This is a genomic window from Pseudactinotalea sp. HY160, from assembly GCF_009372055.1.
Taxonomy (GTDB): Bacteria; Actinomycetota; Actinomycetes; order Actinomycetales; family Beutenbergiaceae; genus HY158.
This window is the reverse complement of sequence record NZ_WHMT01000014.1, coordinates 1-19,162: the sequence shown is the minus strand read 5'-3', so window position 1 is coordinate 19,162 and position 19,162 is coordinate 1. Positions and strand designations below refer to the sequence as shown.

Sequence of the window (19,162 nt, the reverse complement as noted above, 5' to 3'; positions counted from 1 at the left end):
CACGAGTCAGCGGGGCGTGTAGGGGGAGACCACGACCTCGACCCGCTGGAACTCCTTGAGGTCGGAGTAGCCGGTCGTGGCCATCGCGCGGCGCAGCGCCCCGATGAGGTTGACCGTGCCCTGGGCCTGACCGCCGGGACCGAGCAGGATCTGCTCGAGGGTGCCGACCGTGCCCACGTGCACGCGCTCCCCGCGCGGCAACGTCGGGTGGTGCGCCTCGCTGCCCCAGTGCCAGCCGCGGCCGGGGGCCTCGTCGGCGCGGGCGAGCGCGGCGCCGAGCATGACGGCGTCCGCCCCACACGCGACCGCCTTGACGAGGTCGCCGGAGCGGCCGACGCCGCCGTCGGCGATGATGTGCACGTACCGGCCGCCGGACTCGTCGAGGTAGTCGCGCCGGGCCGCGGCCACATCGGCCACGGCCGAGGCCATCGGGGCGTGGATGCCAAGCGAGAGGCGCGTCGTGTGCGCTGCGCCGCCGCCGAAGCCGACGAGCACGCCCGCCGCGCCGGTGCGCATGAGGTGGAGCGCGGCCGTGTAGGTGGCCGCCCCGCCGACGATCACGGGCACGTCGAGCTCGTAGATGAACCGCTTGAGGTTGAGGGGCTCGGCGTGGGAGGAGACGTGCTCGGCCGAGACCGTGGTGCCGCGGATGACGAACAGGTCGACGCCCGCGCTCACCACGGTGCGCCAGTGCTCCTGGGTGCGCTGCGGGCTCAGGGCGCCGGCCACGGTGACGCCGGCCGCACGGATCTCGGAGAGCCGGCTCGTGATGAGCTCGGGGATGATCGGGGCCGCGTACAGCTCCTGCATCCGGGCGGTGGCCGCCTCGGGGGTGAGTTCGGCGATCTCGGCGAGCACGGGCTCGGGATCCTCGTAGCGGGTCCACAGCCCCTCGAGGTCGAGCACGCCGATGCCGCCGAGCTTGCCGAGCGTGATCGCGGTGGCCGGGCTCATAACCGAGTCCATCGGGGCGGCCATGACCGGGATATCCATGTAATAGGCGTCGATCTGCCAGCCGACGGAGACCTCCTCCGGGTCGCGCGTGCGCCGGGAGGGCACCACCGCGATGTCGTCGAAGGAGTAGGCGCGGCGTCCCCGCTTGCCTCGGCCGATCTCGATCTCGTTGCTCACGGGCATCAGGCTACCGGGGATCGGGAATCGTCGAGTCCCGTTGCGCTCGCCTGCGCGCATGTGAGACGACACAGGTCGCCGAGGTCCCGACACGGACCGAACGGTGGCTTAGGCCCCTGATTCGACCGGTCCGGGGGCCAGATCCACCGTTCGACGGCGGCGGCGCCTACCGGCTCGCGTAGTTCGGGGCCTCGGAGATCATCTGAACGTCGTGGGGGTGGGACTCCTTGAGCCCGGCGGCGGTGATCCGCACGAACTTGCCGCGCTCCTGCAGATCCGGGATCGTGCGGGCGCCGACGTAGAACATCGACTGGTGCAGCCCGCCCACGAGCTGGTGCACGACCTGGGAGAGGGAGCCCTTCGCGGCCACGCGGCCCTCGATGCCCTCGGTGATGATCTCGTCGTCGTTCAGATCGCCCTGGAAGTAGCGGTCCTTGGAGAAGGAGCGCCGATCCCCGCGGGACTGCATCGCACCGAGGGAGGCCATGCCGCGGTACTGCTTGAACTGCTTGCCGTTGACGTACACGAGGTCGCCCGGGGACTCGTCGCAGCCGGCGATGAGCCCGCCGACCATGACCGTGCTCGCCCCGGCGACCAGCGCCTTGGCGATGTCACCCGAATACTGGAGTCCGCCGTCCGCAATCACGGGCACCCCGGCCGGGCGGGCGGCGAGGGCGGCCTCGTACACGGCCGTCACCTGCGGCACGCCGACGCCGGCGACCACGCGGGTGGTGCAGATCGAGCCCGGCCCGACGCCGACCTTGACGGCGTCCACGCCCGCGTCGACCATCGCCTGCGAGCCCGCGCGGGTGGCGACGTTTCCGCCGACGACCTGCACGTGCCTCGTGGCCGGGTCGGACTTGAGCCGGCGCACCATGTCGAGCATGAGCCGGGCGTGGCCGTTCGCGGTGTCGACGATGATGACGTCGACCTCCGCCTCGACGAGCGCGCTCACCCGGTCCCAGGCGTCGCCGAAGAAGCCGACGGCGGCCCCGACCATGAGCCGGCCCTCGGAGTCCTTGGTCGCGAGCGGGTACTGCTCGGACTTGACGAAGTCCTTGACCGTGATGAGCCCGCGCAGGGTGCCCGCGTCGTCGACGAGGGGGAGCTTCTCCACCTTGTGCTTGGCGAGGATCGCGGCGGCGTCGTCCTGCTCGATGCCCACGTGGCCCGTGATGAGCGGCATCGCCGTCATCGTCTCGCGCACGGTGAGGCGGGCGTAGTCGCCGCGGGGCACGAACCGCAGGTCGCGGTTGGTGATGATGCCGAGCAGCACGCCCGCGTCGTCGACCACCGGCAGCCCGGAGACCCGGTAGAGGCCGCACAGCTCGTCGAGTTCGGCGAGCGTCGCCTCGGGCCCGACCGTGACCGGGGAGGTGATCATGCCCGACTCGGAGCGCTTGACCACGTCGACCTGGGCGGCCTGATCGGCGATCGGCAGGTTGCGGTGCAGGATACCGATGCCGCCCTGGCGGGCCATCGCAATCGCCATCCGCGACTCGGTCACGGTGTCCATCGCGGCCGACAGCAGCGGCACGGCCACGTCGATCTCGCGGGTGAGGCGGCTCGTGGTGTCCGCCTCGCTCGGGATGACGTCCGTCTCCCCCGGCAGCAGCAGCACGTCGTCGTAGGTCAGTCCAACAAATGCGAAGGGATCGGCAGTCACGTTCGCCAGTGTAACCGTGGGGTCGTCAGCGCCGGGACGACGCCCGCCCGCCTCCCGCTCCCCTGGACCAGTCGGCCCGTTCCCGCCTACCGTGGAGGGCCCATGCACCCCACGTCCTGGAGGCGACCGATGCCCGGACACGATGGTCACCGGACCCCCGAGCAGGCGAGGCTGCGCCGGCGCCGGCAGGTGACGGTGAGTGTCATCGTCGTGGTGCTCGCCGCGGCCGCGGCCGCCTACCTCTCGTTCCAGTCGACCCGATCGCCCCAGTCCGCCTTCGCGTCCTGGACGCCGCAGCCGGAGCCGGTCCTGTCACAGGACGCGCTCGCGGCGGCACACGAGTGCGCGGCCGGGGGCGACCGGGGCGGCGTCACGCCGTCGTCGATCCCGATCGCCGAGCAACGCGGCGCCGTCCTGTTCCTGCTCGTCGAGTACCCCGCTGGCCTCGACCTGTGCCTCGGACCCGAGGGGGAGGTCCTGGCCGCAGGCGGATTCAGCCGCGATACGCCGCCCGCCTCCCTCGAGCCCCGGGAGGTCGCCACCCTCGTCCTGCACACCGGCGGCACGGGCGAGGACGCTCTGACGACCCTCGTCGGCCGGGTCGGGGAGAAGGTCACCGGGATCGAGATCCATGAGCGTGGCCCGGACCTGGACCCCGGCGCCCTCGACGAGCCCCCGGAGACGATCACCGCGACCGTCGAGCACGGCTTCTACGCCGCCTGGTGGCCGGGCGTCACACCCGACGATGCGACGATCGACCTCACCGTGCACATGTCGGACGGCGCCGTCGCCGAGGTGACCGCCTTCTCCCCCTGAGGTCTCCGGCCAACGGCGAAGGACCCCGGCCGAGCGGCCGGGGTCCTTCGTGATGCCGTGGTGCGAGTTACTTCTCGACGACCGCGAGCACGTCGCGCGCCGAGAGGATGAGGTACTCCTCACCCGCGTACTTGACCTCGGTGCCGCCGTACTTGGAGTAGATGACGACGTCGCCGACGGCAACGTCCACCGGGATCCGGTTGCCGTTGTCGTCCACGCGGCCGGGACCGGTCGCGACGACCTCGCCCTCCTGCGGCTTTTCCTTGGCGGTGTCCGGGATAACCAATCCGGACGCAGTGGTCTGCTCGGCCTCGAGCGTCTTGATGACGATCCGGTCTTCGAGCGGCTTGATGGAGACCGACACTGCGGACCTCCCCTTCGCATTCAAGAAACTGAACAGGACAGTAGGGCAACGCCGGATGCGTCACCCGCCGTCGCGGGGGTCGAGCAACGCTGGAGGCGTGACCTGCGTGACTTCTCGCGAAGTCCCACTGCTCAATTTAGACAGTTCTTAGCACTCGGTCAAGGCGAGTGCTAAGACGGACTCGGAGCGGCCGGAATAGGCGCCCCCGCCCCGAGGTTGACGAGCACATGAGCCACCCCATCACGGTCGACATCTGGTCGGACATCGCCTGCCCCTGGTGCTATATCGGCAAGCGCCGGTTCGAGAAGGCTCTCGCCACGTTCGGCTCGGCCCCCGACGCCCCGACGGTGAACGTGACCTACCACTCCTTCGAGCTCTCCCCGGACACCCCGGTCGACTTCGAGGGCTCCGAGGTCGACTTCCTCGCCGCGCACAAGGGCCTGCCGGCCGCGCAGGTCGAGGAGATGCTCGCCCAGATGACCGAGCTCGCGGCCACCGAGGGCCTCGTGTACGACTTCGCCTCGCTCCGGCACACGAACACGCTGCTCGCCCACGAGCTGCTCCACTTCGCGAAGGAGCACGACCTGCAGGCCGAGTGCACGGAGCGGCTCCTGCGCGCCTACTTCACCGAGGGGCGCCACCTCGGTGAGGCCGCCGAGCTCGCCGACCTCGCCGCCGAGATCGGCCTCGACCGCGCCGAGGCGCTCGCCGCGCTGACCGATCACCGCCACCGCGCCGCCGTGCAGGCCGATATCGCCCAGGCGCGCGCCTTCCGCATCTCCGGCGTGCCGTTCTACGTCATCGACGGCCGCTACGGGGTCTCCGGGGCGCAGCGCCCCGACGTGTTCGTCTCCGCCCTGCGCCAGGCGGCCGAGGAGTCGTGAGCGAGTTCACGATGATCGGCGCCGACGAGGGCGCGGCCTGCGTCGGCGGCGCATGCGCGCTGCCGGGCGAGGCCGCACTCCCTCCCGATGAGAACGGCGAGAAGCCTACGGACGACGCCCGGGCGCCGTCCGTAGGTTCGACCCCCTGGCAGGATTGACCCCGTGGACACCCGCGGACTCGACCTCCTACTGACCCCGGACGGGTGGGCCTTCCTGGGCGGCCTGCCCCCGTACGACGAGGCGCAGGCGCTCCAGCTCGGCTCGGCGCTGCGCGCCCAGGGGATGGACGCCGACCTCGTGGCGGCCGCCCTGACCCAGTCGCGGCTGCGGGCCAAGGCCGCGGCGAAGTTCGGGGAGTTCGCCGGGTCCATGCTCTTCACCCCCGACGGCCTCGAACAGGCGACGCGGCTGGAGATCGCGGCCCGCCACGCCCGGCGGTTCGCGCGGGCCGAGATGTCCCGGGTGGGCGACCTCGGCTGCGGCATCGGCGGCGACGCGCTCGCGCTGGCGGCGCTGGGGCTCGGGGTGCTCGCGGTCGAGCTGGACGAGCTGACCGCCCGGATCGCCGCGGTCAACCTGCGGCCCTTCCCCGAGGCCCGCGTGCGCCACGGCGACGCGCTCGCCACCGACCTCGACGGCCTCGATGCCGTGTTCATGGATCCGGCCCGGCGCACCCGCCGCGGCACCCGGGTGTTCGACCCGGCCTCCTACTCCCCGAACCTCGACGCCGTGCTCGAGTTGCGTCACCGCCGCCCGCTCGGGGTGAAGGTCGGGCCCGGGGTGCCGTATTCGGCGCTTCCGAGCGAGACCCACGCCGAGTGGATCGGCATCGACGGCTCCGTGGTCGAGGCCGGCCTGTGGTTCGGCCCGCTCGCCGGCGAGGGTTCGGGGCGCAGCGCGCTCGTGCTGGGGACCGATGCGCAGGGCCGGCGCACGAGCCACCACCTGACGTGGCGCGGCGACGCCGACGCACCCGCGGCCACGGCCCCGACCGGCCCGCTGGGGCATTACCTGTACGAGCCGGACGGCGCGGTCATCCGCTCCGGGCTGCTCAGCCTCGTGTGCGCCGAGCTCGACGGCCGGCTCGTGGACCCCTCGATCGCCTACATCACGACCGATCACGCCGCGGCCTCCCCGTTCGCGACCGGCTACCGGGTGCTCGACTCGTTCGGATTCGGGCTCAAGCGACTGCGCGCCTACCTGCGCGAGCGCGGCGTGGGCCGACTGACGATCAAGAAGCGCGGCACCGCGGTCACGCCGGAGGCCCTGCGCCCGCAGCTCCAGCTCAAGGGGCCCGGCGAGGCGACGATCGTGCTCACCCGCGTGGCCGGGGCGCAGAGCGTGCTCGTGGTCGAGCCGCTGACGTGAGCGGCCGGCTGATCATTCGGACGCGGGCGGTGAGTTACCGCGGGCGGTAGACGTGGGCTCGGTGATCGATTCTGTGCACGAGCACCTCGGGCGGTTCGGAATCACGGATCTCGTACAGGACGCGGTAGTCCCCCCGCCGAGCGCTCTGCAACCCGGCGAACTCACGTCGCAACTCCTTGCCGACTCGGCGCGGATTCTCGGCGAGCGGACCATAGATGAAGGTGAGTACAGCATCGATGTAGCGTGGCGAGATTCGTTCGATGTCGCGCACAGCCGCCGAGGTCAGGCGGACCTCACACGACATCCGGGCTCACCCGCGAGCGGGCCGGCCGAGCCGAGCGCGTACGTCGGTCTCGGAAAATGTCTGACCGGCCTCGTCTTCGCTGCGCCCGCGCGCGACATCGTCGGCGACGCCGGCCCGAGAGAGCCAGAACAAGGTCTCCTGGATGGCGTCCCATTCGTCTGCAGAGACCATCACCGCTGCCGGGGAACCATTCCTCGTGATCATCACGCGCTCGTGTGTCGTGACAGCCTGCTCGACCAGGTCGTTGAGCCGGGCCTTGGCCGCACTGATCGACATCGTCTCCATGACACGAGTGTAGGTCTGCTTCAAGATCTTGGCCAGACCTGAATAGAGGTGTTCAGCGGATCATCCGTAGCAGGGCGATTTCGCCCCACTCGGGGGCGGCCCGGTGGGCCTGCACCGAATCGTCGATCCGGAAGCCGTGCTTGGTGTAGAAGCGCTGGGCACGGAGGTTGAAGCCGGCGGCCCAGGTGAGGCAGGGGGCATCCCCGATCGAGATCTCGAGCAGGTTGTCGGCCGTGCCGGCGCCGTACTCGCTCGCGAGCACGTACAGCTTCGCCAGTTCGAGCGGACGCACGTGCCCGGGCCCGGCGGCGACGGCGCGTGCGAGGCCGACGGGGGCGCCGTCCCGATGCGCGATCCAGATGCCGCGGGGGTCGACGAGCGCCTCCCGCCAGGCCGCGAGCCCCTCCCGTTCCTGCCGCTCGAACACCTCCGGCGACAGCTGCTCGGAGAACGCCTCGCGCCAGCAGGCGAGATGGAGTGCGTGCAGGTCGTCCGCATCGCCGGCGTGGGCGACCCGGATCCGCGCAGCAGTCATGCCCCCAGGGTAGAGGAGACGGCGACCGCGCGGATTCGCGCCCTGCCCGCCCGCGGTGCCACGATGGACCCGTGGCCATCCCGTTCGCCCCCTCGGACCGTTCCACCCTCGGCGTGGAATGGGAGCTCGCGCTCGTCGACGTCGACTCCGGCGACCTGCGCCAGGTCGCCCAGACGATCCTCGACGCCGTCTCCCCCGACGGCTCCCAGCATCCGACGATCCGCCAGGAGCTCATGGTCAACACGGTCGAGGTGGTCTCGCGGGTGTGCCGCAGCACGGGCGAGGCGATGGCCGACCTGCAGGCCTCGATCCGGCAGGTGGAGGAGCTCGGCGCCCCGCTGCGGGTGGAGCTCATGTGCGCGGGCACGCACCCGTTCGCGCACTGGGGATCGCAGAAGGTGACGAACAAGTCCCGCTACGCCACCCTGATCGACCGCACCCAGTTCTGGGGCCGGCAGATGCTCATCTACGGGGTGCACGTGCACGTGGGGATCGAATCGCGGGAGAAGGTGTTCCCGATCCTCGGGGCGCTGCTCACCTACTACCCGCACCTGCTCGCCCTGTCGGCGAGCTCCCCCTACTGGGACGGGCGCGACACCGGCTACGCCTCGAACCGGGCCCTGCTCTTCCAGCAGCTGCCCACCGCCGGGCTGCCCTACACCGAGGTGGACTCCTGGGAGAAGTTCGAGCGCTACGTCGGCGACATGCTCCACACCGGCGTGATCGAGGAGGTGGACGAGGTGCGCTGGGACATCCGGCCCTCCCCCACGTTCGGCACGATCGAGCTGCGCATCTTCGACGGGATCACCAACGCCGGCGAACTCGCAGCGGTCGTGGCCCTGACCCACTGCCTCGTGGAGTGGCTCTCCCGCCGGCTCGACGCCGGGGAGGAGCTGCCGCGGATCTCCTCCTGGTTCCTCGCCGAGAACAAGTGGCGGGCCGCCCGCTACGGGCTCGAGGCGATCATCATCCTCGACGAGGACGGCAACGAAGAGCTCGTGACCGACGCCGTGCGTCGCCTCGTGGAGCAGCTCGCGCCCGTCGCCGAGGACCTGGGCTGCGCCGACGAGCTCGCCGGGGTGCTCGAGATTCTGGACGGCGGCGCCTCCTACCAGCGTCAGCGCGCCGTGGCCGCGGCGCACGGCGGCGCGCTCGACGCGGTGGTCGCGCACGCGGTCGCCGAGTTCAGGGCGGGCCGGGCGCTGCCGGCTACGTGAAGCGCGCCGTCAGGCCAGATCGACCTGAGCAAGACGCGATCGGGTGGCTGCGACGATGAATGGGCCCGGCCTCGCCGTCAATGCATCGATAGATCGCCACTGGCGCATGAAGATCTCAAGTTGATTCCACTTGCTTGTGCCCTCGCGCCCGGAGATGGCGATGAGTCGCGCCTTGTTGTCACGGACGCTGGCGCGTTCGAGTGGACGCCTCGCGATGTGTCGATCCCTCGTGACGATCACCCATCCCCGTTCCGAGACGAGTGGGATCCACTCCGGGTCCAGGGAGCCAGGGTCGGTGACGACGCATGGCCCACGCTCTCGACCTTGGATCCGCGCCCCGGGGTCACCTGGGAATGTACAGTCCGGGCGAATTCGACAGATCACATGAGCGAGCCCCAACAGATCGGCGTCGAAGTAGAAGCGCACGACGGCCGGCTTCATGTCTCACGCGACCAGGCTCGACTCGAATGCGACCGCCCATGAGACATCGGAGTCGCTCAGGCCGAAATCCTCCGCAATCTCACTGTTGGCATAGCCGTCCTGCGAGTACTCCCAAAGGACGCTCGTGCTGATGCCGCCGACCGATGGCTGGCCGAACCTCTGATCGGGATTCAGCCGGACCGGCGATCCGGATTCGGGATCGACGCGCCATCGACTCACCACGTCGCCGTCGAACTCGGCCCGATGAAGGAAGTCGTCCGCCGGTGGAAGGAGAAGCCTCTGTCCACTCGAGGGGGCGTAGAGCCAGAAGTCGGCCGGCAGGCCTGCCTGGTCCTGTGCCTCGATGATGAGCTGCCCCTCGGCCGCCCACGGTCGAGCCGTTGCGAGCGGATACGGCACGCCGGACCCATCGCGAAGGATCTCGATGAATCGTCGCAGTTCGGCCATCGACACCTTGAGCGTGCGCCGATACTGCCGAAGCAGTCCCGCCTCGACGAACTCCGCCCACGTCACTGTTCGCCGCCCCGTCGCCTCGACACGCAGGATCGGAAGGTACCTCTCACCCCGGCTCGATCGGCCTTCGAGCCAGTAGTGCAGCGTCGCCTGCGGCACCCGCAGGAGGCGCGCGGCATCCGCCTCCGTGTACACCTCCCGTTCCAGGAGGGCGACCGATTCGCTCATGAGCGCAGTCTCTCACCGGACTCGATCGAATTCTTGGATTGACCGGCCATGTGGACCGCTCGAGGCCCGTCGCGCCGAGCCTCGGTGGCGCCGACCCTCAGTAACCCGCCAACGCCGCGGCGGCCTCCTTGGCCGACCCGACATCGCTCGGGCTCACCGGGCCGGCCTCGCTCGCGAGGTGGGTCTGCCAGTCCATCATCGCCATGACCCGCCCGGCGGCCTCGTTCAGCCGGTCCCGGTCGAGGGTGCCCGCCTCGACGGCGTCGATGAGCGCCTGCCGGGCGAGCGCCGGGTCGGTGGGGCCGAGGAGCAGATCGGCGCCCGCGCCGATGGCGGTCACCGCGATGTCGCCGGCGTCGCCGATCGCATCGAGCGCCCCCATCTCCAGGCCGTCGGTGATCGCGACGCCGGTGAAGCCCAACTCCTCCCGCAGGTAGTCGTAGGCGGCGCCCGACATCGACGCCGGCACGCCCGGATCCCACGCCTCCACGTCGATATGGCCCATCATGACCATCGGGGCGCCCGCCTCGATCCCGGCTCGGAACGGCACGAGGTCGCGCTTCTCGAGCTCGGCGGTCGTGTCCTCCTGCACGGGCAGCGCCTTGTGGGAGTCGACCGTGAGCGCGCCGTGCCCGGGGAAGTGCTTGAGGCTCGAGAGGACGCCGCCCGCGGTGAACCCTTCGACCGCGGCGGTCACGGCCGCGGCCGCCTTGTCCGGGTCCTCGCTCGCCGACCTGTCCCCGATCGTCGGGTCCGCGGGTCCGATGGTCACGTCCGCGTCCGGCGCGAAGTCCGTGTTGAGCCCGCTGGCGCGCTGCTCGATCGCCATCGCGGCCATCGCCTCGCGCACGACCTTCGCGGGCGCGTCGCCGGCATGGGAGAAGCTCGGGAACGTCGTCCACGGGCCGCGCGCCCCGGACAGGCGCTGCACCCGCCCGCCCTCGTCGTCGGCGGAGACGATCGTGGGCCAGTCGCGCCCCAGGTCCTCCCCGGCCGCCTGGATCGCCTCGCCCGTCGCGATCACCTGATCGAGAGAAGCGATGTTGCCGGCGAAGAGCACGATCCCGCCGAGGTCGAGCTTGCGCACCAGGTCGGCGGGGGTGGCCGGGTCCGTGCCGGAGTAGCGGGCGATGATCACCTGCCCGGCCGCCTCCGCCAGGTCGAGGCCGGCGGCCTCGTCGATCCAGCCCTGCACGTCCGCCTCGGTCGGCCCCCACGCGAGCGGCGGTGGCGGCGGCGGCGTGGTCGGCGTGGGTGAGGACGACGTCGCGGCGCCCCCGTTCGTAGCGGACTCACCCGGCCCCGGGGTACCCGTGCTACCCGGGGTGCCCGTGGGCGAGGTGCACGCCGCGAGCGCGAACGCCGTGAGTACCGCGGTCACCGCGAGGCGGCCACCGGCCCGGGCGCGCCGACGACGGCGCGCACGCTGCGCCGTCCATACGCCGAAGCGGGGCACGTCAGGCCGCGTCGCCCGTCGAGGCGGGCGGCTCGTAGGGCGCGTGGTCGACGATGGTCGTGAGCGGCAGCTGCGAGTTCACGGTGATCCCGAGCGGGGAGGGCGCCACCCCGGCGGCCATGACAGCCGTGCCGAGCGCGGCGATCATCGCCCCGTTGTCGGTGCAGAACTTGATCGGGGGGATGCGCACCTCGATGCCGGCGGCGGCGAACCGCTCGGCGGCGAGGTCGCGCAGCTGGGAGTTCGCGGAGAATCCGCCGCCGATGACCACGGTGTCGATCCCGAGTGCCTGCGCCCCGCGCAGCGTCTTGGCCACGAGCACGTCGGCGACGGCCGCGGCGAAGGAGGCGGCGACGTCCGCGGCGGGAAGCACCTCAGCGCGATCCTCATGCGCCTCGATCACGCGCGCGACCGCCGTCTTCAATCCGGAGAACGAGAAGTCGTACGGGTACCGGTTCTTCTCCTTGCCTTTGCTCAGGCCGCGCGGGAAGTCGAACGCGGTCGGGTCGCCGTCGCGGGCGAGCCGGTCCACGTGCGGGCCGCCCGGATACGGCAGGCCGAGGAGGCGGCCCACCTTGTCGAAGGCCTCCCCGGCGGCGTCGTCGAGGGTCTGGCCGAGCTCGGTCACGTCGGTTGCGATATCGCGCACGTGCAGCAGCGAAGAGTGCCCGCCGGAGACCACCAGGCCCAGGAACTCCGCCGGGAAGTCCCCGTGCACGAGGGCGTCCACGGCGATGTGCCCGATCACGTGGTTCACCCCGTACAGCGGCAGGCCGGTGCCGACCGCGAGCGCCTTCGCGGCCGCGGCGCCCACGGTGAGGGAGCCGATGAGCCCGGGCCCGCAGGTCACGGCGATGCCGTCGAGATCGGCCAGGGTGACCCCGGCGCGGTCGAGGGCCTCGGCGAGCGTGGGCCCGAAGGCCTCGAGGTGGGCCCGGCTGGCGACCTCGGGAACGATGCCGCCGAAGCGGGCGTGGGAGTCCATCGAGGAGGCCGTGACGTCGGCGAGCAGGTCGTTGCCGCGGGCGATCGCGATCCCCGTCTCGTCGCAGGAGGTCTCGATTCCGAGTACGAGGGGTGTGTCAGTCACCCGTTCAGGGTAGTCGCTCGGGCGGCGGGCGCGTGCGTGCCGGTGGCGACCGGGCGGGCCGAATCGGCCGACCACTGCGACCACGACCCCGGGTACAGGGCGGCCTCGACGCCGAGGGAGGCGAGCACGGCGATGTCGTGGGTGGCGGTCACCCCGGAGCCGCAGTACACCCCGACCTTCGGGGCGTCGGCGGCGTCCGACCACAGCCGCGGGCGCCACCCGACCGGCAGGTCCACGGCGGGCAGCCGCAGGGTCGAGGGCACCGGAACCCCGGCGGCGACGTAGCTGCGGGCGAGCTCGTCGACCCGGCGCAGGCCGCCGTCCGGGCGCAGGTTCTCGGTGTAGGGCACGTTGACGGCGCCGGGGATGTGCCCGGCGCGGGGGTCGAGCGGCTCGACGTCGCCGCGGTAGCGCGCGGCCGCGCGGGCGTCGATGAGCACCCCGTCGAAGGCGTCCACCTCGTCGGCCGTGAGGACGGGCAGGTGCTCGGCCGTGAACGTCACGGTGCCCCGGCGGGACTTGTGCTCCCGGGCGATCTCACGCACCTTCGGCTCGAACACCTCGAGCGCCCCGTGGCCGGACCAGGCGCGCAGGCCGCCGTCGAGGATCCGCACGTCGGTCATTCCGGCCCAGCGCAGCAGCCACCAGGCCCGGGCCGCCGCGGCGCCGCCGGAATCGTCGTAGCAGACCACGGCGTCGCCGTCGTTCACTCCCCAGAACCGCGCGGCCTCCTGCAGGCGTTCGAGCGTGGGCAGCGGGTGCCGCCCGCGGCGGGGGTCGGCGGGGTCGGCGAGCTGGGTCTCGAGGTCCACGTAGGCGGCCCCCGGCAGGTGCCCGGCGCGGTAGGCGGCGTAGCCGTCCGGTTCGCCGAGGGCCCAGCGCACGTCCAGGAGCACGGGCGGGCGGGTCCCGCGCAGTTCGCCCGCGAGCGCCTCGGCCGTCACGAACACCTGATCACGCATCGACAACCTCCGAGCCGATCGGGCCGGGCGAGGACCGCAGTGGCAGTCGCATGACGATCGCGTCGACCCCTTCGGGCCGATAGTAGCGCGGGCGCACCCCGATGGGGGTGAAACCGAAGCGGCGGTAGAGCCGCTGCGGCACCGGCGCGTTCGCCCGCACCTCGAGGATCACGTCCCGCGAGCGCGCCGCCCGGGCGGCGTCGATCAGATCGGTCAGCAGCCGGGCGCCCCAGCCGCGGCCCTGATGGCCGGTGAGCACGCCGATCGTCATGATCTGGCTCGTCTCGGCGAGCGCGATGCCGGCGTAGCCCACGAGGCCGCCGTCCGTGTCGATGCCGGCGTAGTGGCGGGCCGGGGCCGTGAGCTCCTCGGCGATCATCGCCCGGGTCCACGCGCCCGGCCCGAACAGGGCCTCGTCGATCGCGGCGAGCGCGCCGGCATCGGCCGGGGTGAGGGGGCGCAGGCGCCCGCCGTCGTCGGTCACGCTCAGCTCGCGCGCTTGCGCCCGCTCGAGGTGTGGATGTCGGGACGACGCAGGTACAGCGGCGTCGTCGGCTGCGCCGTGCCGGCCCGCTCCCGGGCGAGGGCGAGGCGCCCGAGCACGGCCGGGTCGACGGCGGCACTGGCCCGCAGAATCGTGTCCGGCGCGGCGAGGGGCCCGAGCTCGGCGGGGTAGAGGTCGGCGCCGCGCCCGGTCACGGGCACGTCCCCGTTCTCCCGGACGCGGGCGACCAGGTCCGCGGGACGGTCGACGGCCGGGCCCTCGAGGAGGCGCACGTCGTCATCGCCGGCCGGGGCGTAGCGGGCCCAGTAGACCTCCTTGCGGCGCGCGTCGGCGGCCACGAGCACGGTGTCGACCGGGTCCTCACCGGCCGCGTCGAAGGCCTGCCGGGCGAGGGCGTCGAGTGCGCTCACACCGTAGCCGGGCAGTCCGAGGGCGGCGGCGAGGGTGCGGGCGGTCACGAGCCCGACCCGCAGCCCCGTGAACGGGGCCGGCCCGGTGCCCACGACGAGGCCCGTGAGGTCGGCCCGGGTGCGCCCGGCCCGCTCGAGCCCCTCGTCGAGGACGGCCTCGATGAGCGGGGCGAGCACCTCGGTGTGGCGGCGGGGATCGTCGCCGGCGCCGCGGGCGAGCACGGTCGGCGGTCTGTGCGACGAGGCCCCGTCGGCTCCGTGGTCGATGAGCGCGACGGCGGCGCCGTGCGAGGTGTCCAGGCACAGAAGCATGGTCGTCAGTCTACGTCCGGCCGGGGCGCCGCCAGGTCGGACCAGTCCTCGCCGGCCCAGCGGGGGCCGAACGCCTCGATCCGGGCGGTGCGCACGAGGTCGGCGGCGTCCCCCCGGGGCCGGGTGAGCGCGATCTCGAGGCGGCTCTCGGCCAGGTCCTCCACGAGGCCCTCGCCCCATTCGACCACGGTGACCGAGTCCTCGAGGGAGGCGTCGAGGTCGAGCTGGTCGACCTCCGCGAGCGACGTGAGCCGGTAGGCGTCCACGTGCACGAGGCCGACCCGCGGGCCGGGGTGCTCCCGGGCGATGATGAAGGTCGGGGAGGCGACCTGGCCCTCGACCTCGAGGGCGGCGCCGAGGCCCTGGGTCAGGGTGGTCTTGCCCGCACCGAGTCCGCCGGTGAGCACCACGAGGTCGCCCGCGCGCAGGTGGGGTGCGAGCCGGATGCCCAGCGCGGTCGTCGCCGCGGCGTCGGGGAGGGGGATGGTGAGCATGGGCGGGGTGGTCCCTTCGTCGTCGCCGGTGTAGATCCGTGGGATGCGCGCGCCGAGCCTGGTCACGATCTCGTAGTCGATCGTACCGATCGCATCGGCCCACTCGCGCGGGGTCGGCTCCCCGCGGAGCGCGTCGCCGAGGAGCACGGCCTCGGTGCCGGCCGCCGCATCCACGTGTCCCGAGCCGCCCAGGTCGACCATGAACTGGTCCATGCACACGCGCCCGGCGATGGTGCGCCGCTCCCCCGCGACGAGCACGGGCGCGACGTTCGAACCGTGCCGCGGGATGCCGTCCCCGTAGCCGAGCGGCACGACCCCGATCCGGGTGTCGGCGGCCGTGACGTACGTGCCCCCGTAGGAGACGCCGTGCCCGGCCGGCAGGTGCTTGACCATGGCCAGCGGCGCGGTGAGCCGGAGCGCGGGCCGCAGCCCGAGGTCGGCCGGGGTCTCGTCCGCAAGCGGCGAGATCCCGTAGGTGATGAGGCCGGCACGCACGAGGTCGTAGGGCTCACGCGTGGTGACGACGCCCGCCGAGTTCGCGATATGCCTCACCTCGAGCCGGGCTCCGGCCGCCGCGAGCGCGGCGCATGCGGACGCGAACCGTTCGTACTGCCGGTCGGTGAAGCGCACGGCGTCCGCGTCGCCGGTCTCGTCGGCGCGCGCGAGGTGGGTCCACACTCCGACGATGCGCACCTCGCCCGCGTCCTCGGCGGCGCGGGCGGCGGTGATGAGGCTGCCGAACTCCTCGAGCACGAGGCCGGTGCGCCCCATGCCGGTGTCCACCTCGAGGTGGATCCGGGCCGGACGGTCGGAGCCGCCGGCGGCCGTGCGCGCCCGGACGTGGCCGGCGACCTCCGCGAGCGCGCGCACGTCCGGCACGGACAGGTCGATGTCGGCGGCGAGGCAGTCGGCGAGCAGGTCGCTTCCGGGGGTCCAGAGCCAGGCGAGGATCCGCCCCTCCAGCCCGGCCTCCCGCAGCCGCAGGGCCTCGGCGAGCTGGGCGACGCCGAGCCACGTGGCCCCGGCCTGCCGGGCCGCGCGCGCCACCGGCACGAGGCCGTGCCCGTAGGCGTCGGCCTTGACCACGGCCATGACCTCGGCGGGGGCGGCGAGTGAACGGATGCGGCGGATATTGCTCCGGATCGCGCCCAGGTCGACGTGGGCGGCTGCGGTGTACCCGGGGTAGCTCACGCCCCTAGTCTGCCAGGACCCCGCCCGACGATTCCCCGCGCGCGAGGCGCAACACGGCACCGATGGCACAGGGCACGGCGCCGACGATGTCGGCGGCGGCGATCGGGCCGCCGTCGTGGCGCGCGCCGGCCAGCACGCCGGCGCGGCCGTGGATCGCCGCCGCCATCGCGGACGCCCGGGCCGTGGCCGCCGCGGCGCTGCCGGGCGGCAACTGGGCGAGCGCGGTGCCGAGGATCCCGGCGAGCACGTCGCCGCTGCCGGCGGTTGCGAGCCAGGGGGTGCCGTCCGCCTGGGAGTAGAGGGGGATCGTGCTCGCTGCACCGCCCGCGCCGGGGGCCGGGGCGGCCGGGGCGGCCACGAGCGTCACGGCCCCCTTGAGCAGCACCGTGGCGCCGGTCGCCTCGGCGGCCCTGGCGGCCCAGTGGGCCGGGTCGGCCTCGATCTGCTCGCGGCCGGCCTCGACGCCGAAGCGGGTGAGCAGGCGGGCGAGCTCGCCCGCGTGCGGGGTGAGCAGGACCCGGTCGTGCAGGATGCGCCCGCCGATCCGGGTGCGCCGGGCCGTCTCACCCTCCGCGCTCGCCTCCCCCGGGGTGAGCAGGTCGAGCCCGCCGGCGTCGAGCACGAGGGCCGCGCCGGCGGCGATCGCCTCGGTCGCGGCACGCAGGGCGGCGGCCATGTCGGGATCGGCGGGGTTCCCAGGGTCGCCGAGGTCGCCCGACTCATTGCCCAGGCCGGGCAGGCCGGGGCCGATGACCCAGGACTGCACGCGCCCGGGCGCGGTGACGGCCTCCGGCCGGGCGGCGAGCACCGCCGCGCTGGCCGACCCGAGGTAGCGGACCATGCCCGCCCCGGCGCGGATCGCGGCGCCGGTGCACAGCACGGCGGCGCCCGGGTACGTGGCCGAGCCCGCGATGACGCCGACGACGCCTCGGGTGTACTTGTGGTCGCCCGGGCCGGGGGCGGGCCACTCCGCGCCGAGCCGGGCGCCGTCGAGGCGGCGTACGGCCACGGGCAGGGCCGAGAGTTCCTCGGTCAGGCCCAGGTCCACCACCTCGATGCGGCCCGCGGCGTGGCAGGCGGGAGGCAAGAGCAGGGCGGGCTTCGCGCACCCGAACGTGACGGTGACGTCGGCCGGCAGCACCGGGCCGGTGAGCGCGCCGGAGTCGGCCGCCATGCCGGAGGGAAGGTCGGCGGCCACCACGATCGGGCGGTGCCGGCGGCGCAGGGCGAGCAGGTGCTCGAGGAGGTCGCCGAGCCGGCCTCGCAGCGGCGGACGCAGGCCGAGCCCGGTGAGCGCGTCGATCCACACCGCGGCACCGGCCGCGGCCTCATCGAGGGCGGACCAGCGGGGGGACCCCGCCCCGTCCGGGGCGGCCGGGTCGGCCTGATCGGCCGGATCGAGTGTGCCGGGGAGCGTCTCGCCCGTGTACCAGAGGGGGACGATCACCGCCCCCTCGCGGCGGGCCGCAGCGAGCCCCTGCCCGGGCCCGGGTTCGGCGACGGACATCGGCCGGTGAGCTGCGTCGTCCGTAGGCTCGATCGGCTGGGCGAGCGCGACGGTCACGGCGATGCCCGCGCGCGCGAGCTCGGCGGCCGCGAACAGGCCGTCGCCACCGTTGTTGCCGCGGCCGGCGATGACGAGCACGCCCGTCCCGGGCGGGAGTTCGGCGCGGACCGTCTCCGCGAGCGCGGCGGCCGCTCGGCGCATGAGCGGCACGCCGGCGGCCAGCAACGGGGCCTCGGCGGCTCGGACGTGCTCGGCCGCATAGGCGGCCACGGGCCTACTCGACCCGGGCACGGCGCTCATCCCCCCTCCGCGACGGCGAAGGCCGAGGCGATGCCCGCGTCGTGCGAGATCGACAGGTGCCAGCCGGTGACGCCGAGGCGGTCGGCGACCGCGAGCACGGTGCCCACGATCTCGATCCGCGGCGGGCCACCCGGCGTGCGGTGCACGGTGCAGTCCTGCCAGTTCATGCCCCCGGGCGAGCCGAGGGCCTTGGCGATCGCCTCCTTGGCGGCGAAGCGGGCCGCGAGCGAGGCGGGCGCGAGGTGGCGTTCGGGCGGGGTGAACAGGCGCTCGCGGAGGTCAGGGGCGCGGCCGAGCGCGCTCAGGAACCTGTTGACGTCGACGACGTCGATGCCCACACCGATGATCACGGCAGCTCCTCCCGGCAGCCCATCGGCCGCGTGCCCCACGCTACCCGGTCGGGTCCGCGGCACCCCATGAAGGTCGGAGGCGGTTCGGGCGCAGTTCGGGGGCGGTTGGGGCGCGCCGCGAGCCGGTGCGGTGGGAGACTGCGCGGTCCGAGACCTCCAGCGCGGCGAGCCGGCCGCCACGACATCGAGCTCCCGGCATACCCGGACCCGCTCCCGCCTGACAGCGCCGAGTTTCCCCGCGTTTCCACCGCGCCGTGCTTCCATCGCGTCGTGCTTCCCCCGGGCCGTGCTTCCACCGGGCCGTCTCATCCGATCGTCGTACCCGCTCGTGGCCCCGTGCTGCACACCGCGCCGATCACGTTCTCATCGCACCCGGGTTCGACCGTCACCACTCCCCCGCTCTCCCCGCGTGTCTCCGGGTGTCTCGACCCGCCCGCTCCCGTGAATCCGCGTGGATCCGTTTGGACCCGCATGGGTTCGCATGGACCCGCATCGGCCCGCATGGGCCTGCATGGGCTCGCATGCAGTCTGCGCGATTCCCCGCGACGTCGGCGCCTCGCGCGTAACCCCGCGCGCCTCCGCGCAACGCCACGCGGATTCCCCGTGATTCTCGGGAGGGTCGGCGCGCCGGCCCTCCCGCTCGTGAGGATCCGACTGCCCCGCGGTCCCCTGTCCCCGGGTGTGAGTCGTGGACGTGTCGCTGATGGGTTTGTGCTGGTCAGCCTCTACTCTGATTGTGGATGGCATAATCAGCATTGGAGGGTGTGTGATGGACAAGGACTACTCGACGATGGCGGTGGGCGAGCTCGAGGAGCTGCGTTCGCTGGTGCTGGACCGTATGGCCGCGGTTCCGCAGTTCCGGCGTGGGTCGTTGCAGGTGGGCTATCGCAAGT

The 19,162-nt window shown here is 73.0% G+C and carries 21 protein-coding genes; 5 read left to right on the top strand and 16 right to left on the bottom strand.

Annotated features, from left to right (window positions below; translation table 11 throughout):
- Positions 1-6 precede the first annotated feature (6 nt).
- Both GCG21_RS12330 and guaB read right to left on the bottom strand, forming a co-directional pair.
- Positions 7-1,131: a GuaB3 family IMP dehydrogenase-related protein gene (locus GCG21_RS12330; RefSeq protein WP_370517496.1), complete on the bottom strand. Its 1,125-nt coding sequence runs from the start codon at positions 1,129-1,131 to the stop codon at positions 7-9.
- A gap of 166 nt (positions 1,132-1,297) precedes the next feature.
- Entirely contained in the window at positions 1,298-2,797 is a 1,500-nt protein-coding gene (gene guaB, locus GCG21_RS12325) for an IMP dehydrogenase (protein WP_228759960.1), read from the bottom strand.
- Between the two features lie 129 nt (positions 2,798-2,926).
- On the opposite strand from guaB, the gene GCG21_RS12320 reads away from it, so the two are divergent.
- Positions 2,927-3,613, top strand: coding sequence for a hypothetical protein (locus GCG21_RS12320; protein ID WP_152909988.1), 687 nt, complete (start codon positions 2,927-2,929; stop codon positions 3,611-3,613).
- A 67-nt stretch (positions 3,614-3,680) separates the two neighbouring features.
- Here the strand turns inward: GCG21_RS12320 and groES are convergent, their stop codons facing one another.
- A complete protein-coding gene (gene groES / locus GCG21_RS12315) occupies positions 3,681-3,977 on the bottom strand; it encodes a co-chaperone GroES (RefSeq protein ID WP_153878739.1) in 297 nt (98 codons plus the stop codon).
- A gap of 227 nt (positions 3,978-4,204) precedes the next feature.
- Here groES and GCG21_RS12310 point away from each other — a divergent pair, with 227 nt between their 5' ends.
- From GCG21_RS12310 to GCG21_RS12305, 3 genes are read left to right on the top strand one after another with little or no spacing between them, the layout of a single operon-like run.
- Positions 4,205-4,861: a DsbA family protein gene (locus GCG21_RS12310; protein WP_152909986.1), complete on the top strand. Its 657-nt coding sequence runs from the start codon at positions 4,205-4,207 to the stop codon at positions 4,859-4,861.
- Positions 4,858-5,019 carry a hypothetical protein gene (locus tag GCG21_RS16315; RefSeq protein ID WP_153878740.1) on the top strand — a complete coding sequence of 54 codons (162 nt, stop codon included), beginning with the start codon at positions 4,858-4,860 and terminating at the stop codon, positions 5,017-5,019. Before GCG21_RS12310 ends, GCG21_RS16315 begins: the two co-directional genes overlap by 4 nt.
- A 4-nt stretch (positions 5,020-5,023) precedes the next feature.
- Positions 5,024-6,229 carry an SAM-dependent methyltransferase gene (locus GCG21_RS12305; RefSeq protein WP_370517495.1) on the top strand — a complete coding sequence of 402 codons (1,206 nt, stop codon included), beginning with the start codon at positions 5,024-5,026 and terminating at the stop codon, positions 6,227-6,229.
- A gap of 34 nt (positions 6,230-6,263) precedes the next feature.
- Here GCG21_RS12305 and GCG21_RS12300 read toward each other — a convergent pair whose 3' ends face one another.
- Genes GCG21_RS12300 through GCG21_RS12290 form a run of 3 tightly spaced genes read right to left on the bottom strand, consistent with a single transcriptional unit; the run spans position 6,264 to position 7,353 of the window.
- A complete protein-coding gene (locus tag GCG21_RS12300) occupies positions 6,264-6,533 on the bottom strand; it encodes a type II toxin-antitoxin system RelE/ParE family toxin (protein ID WP_152909985.1) in 270 nt (89 codons plus the stop codon).
- Positions 6,534-6,539: 6 nt separating this feature from the next.
- Positions 6,540-6,818 (bottom strand): type II toxin-antitoxin system Phd/YefM family antitoxin, encoded by a 279-nt coding sequence (locus GCG21_RS12295; protein WP_152909984.1) that lies wholly within the window; start codon positions 6,816-6,818, stop codon positions 6,540-6,542.
- Positions 6,819-6,870: 52 nt separating this feature from the next.
- Entirely contained in the window at positions 6,871-7,353 is a 483-nt protein-coding gene (locus GCG21_RS12290; RefSeq protein ID WP_152909983.1) for a GNAT family N-acetyltransferase, read from the bottom strand.
- Between the two features lie 71 nt (positions 7,354-7,424).
- Here GCG21_RS12290 and GCG21_RS12285 point away from each other — a divergent pair, with 71 nt between their 5' ends.
- A complete protein-coding gene (locus GCG21_RS12285) occupies positions 7,425-8,570 on the top strand; it encodes a glutamate--cysteine ligase (RefSeq protein WP_370517494.1) in 1,146 nt (381 codons plus the stop codon).
- A 9-nt stretch (positions 8,571-8,579) separates the two neighbouring features.
- Here GCG21_RS12285 and GCG21_RS17320 read toward each other — a convergent pair whose 3' ends face one another.
- The 10 genes from GCG21_RS17320 to GCG21_RS16765 form a co-directional block, all read right to left on the bottom strand.
- Complete coding sequence (locus GCG21_RS17320) at positions 8,580-9,011, bottom strand: hypothetical protein (protein ID WP_194165077.1); 432 nt, start codon at positions 9,009-9,011, stop codon at positions 8,580-8,582.
- Between the two features lie 3 nt (positions 9,012-9,014).
- Positions 9,015-9,692 (bottom strand): hypothetical protein, encoded by a 678-nt coding sequence (locus GCG21_RS12280; RefSeq protein WP_152909982.1) that lies wholly within the window; start codon positions 9,690-9,692, stop codon positions 9,015-9,017.
- Between the two features lie 97 nt (positions 9,693-9,789).
- A complete protein-coding gene (locus GCG21_RS12275; protein ID WP_152909981.1) occupies positions 9,790-11,073 on the bottom strand; it encodes a glycoside hydrolase family 3 N-terminal domain-containing protein in 1,284 nt (427 codons plus the stop codon).
- 76 nt (positions 11,074-11,149) lie between these two features.
- Positions 11,150-12,238 carry a tRNA (adenosine(37)-N6)-threonylcarbamoyltransferase complex transferase subunit TsaD gene (tsaD, locus tag GCG21_RS12270; protein WP_370517493.1) on the bottom strand — a complete coding sequence of 363 codons (1,089 nt, stop codon included), beginning with the start codon at positions 12,236-12,238 and terminating at the stop codon, positions 11,150-11,152.
- Positions 12,235-13,200 carry a sulfurtransferase gene (locus GCG21_RS12265; protein WP_152909980.1) on the bottom strand — a complete coding sequence of 322 codons (966 nt, stop codon included), beginning with the start codon at positions 13,198-13,200 and terminating at the stop codon, positions 12,235-12,237. Before GCG21_RS12265 ends, tsaD begins: the two co-directional genes overlap by 4 nt.
- On the bottom strand, positions 13,193-13,684 hold the full coding sequence (gene rimI / locus GCG21_RS12260) for a ribosomal protein S18-alanine N-acetyltransferase (protein WP_370517492.1): 492 nt from the start codon (positions 13,682-13,684) through the stop codon (positions 13,193-13,195). Before rimI ends, GCG21_RS12265 begins: the two co-directional genes overlap by 8 nt.
- A gap of 2 nt (positions 13,685-13,686) precedes the next feature.
- Entirely contained in the window at positions 13,687-14,427 is a 741-nt protein-coding gene (tsaB, locus tag GCG21_RS12255; RefSeq protein ID WP_152909979.1) for a tRNA (adenosine(37)-N6)-threonylcarbamoyltransferase complex dimerization subunit type 1 TsaB, read from the bottom strand.
- Positions 14,428-14,432: 5 nt separating this feature from the next.
- Positions 14,433-16,112 carry an alanine racemase gene (gene alr / locus GCG21_RS12250; protein ID WP_194165076.1) on the bottom strand — a complete coding sequence of 560 codons (1,680 nt, stop codon included), beginning with the start codon at positions 16,110-16,112 and terminating at the stop codon, positions 14,433-14,435.
- A 4-nt stretch (positions 16,113-16,116) separates the two neighbouring features.
- Positions 16,117-17,919: a bifunctional ADP-dependent NAD(P)H-hydrate dehydratase/NAD(P)H-hydrate epimerase gene (locus GCG21_RS12245; RefSeq protein ID WP_152909978.1), complete on the bottom strand. Its 1,803-nt coding sequence runs from the start codon at positions 17,917-17,919 to the stop codon at positions 16,117-16,119.
- A complete protein-coding gene (locus tag GCG21_RS16765) occupies positions 17,916-18,269 on the bottom strand; it encodes a holo-ACP synthase (RefSeq protein ID WP_153878758.1) in 354 nt (117 codons plus the stop codon). Before GCG21_RS16765 ends, GCG21_RS12245 begins: the two co-directional genes overlap by 4 nt.
- Positions 18,270-19,162 lie beyond the last annotated feature (893 nt).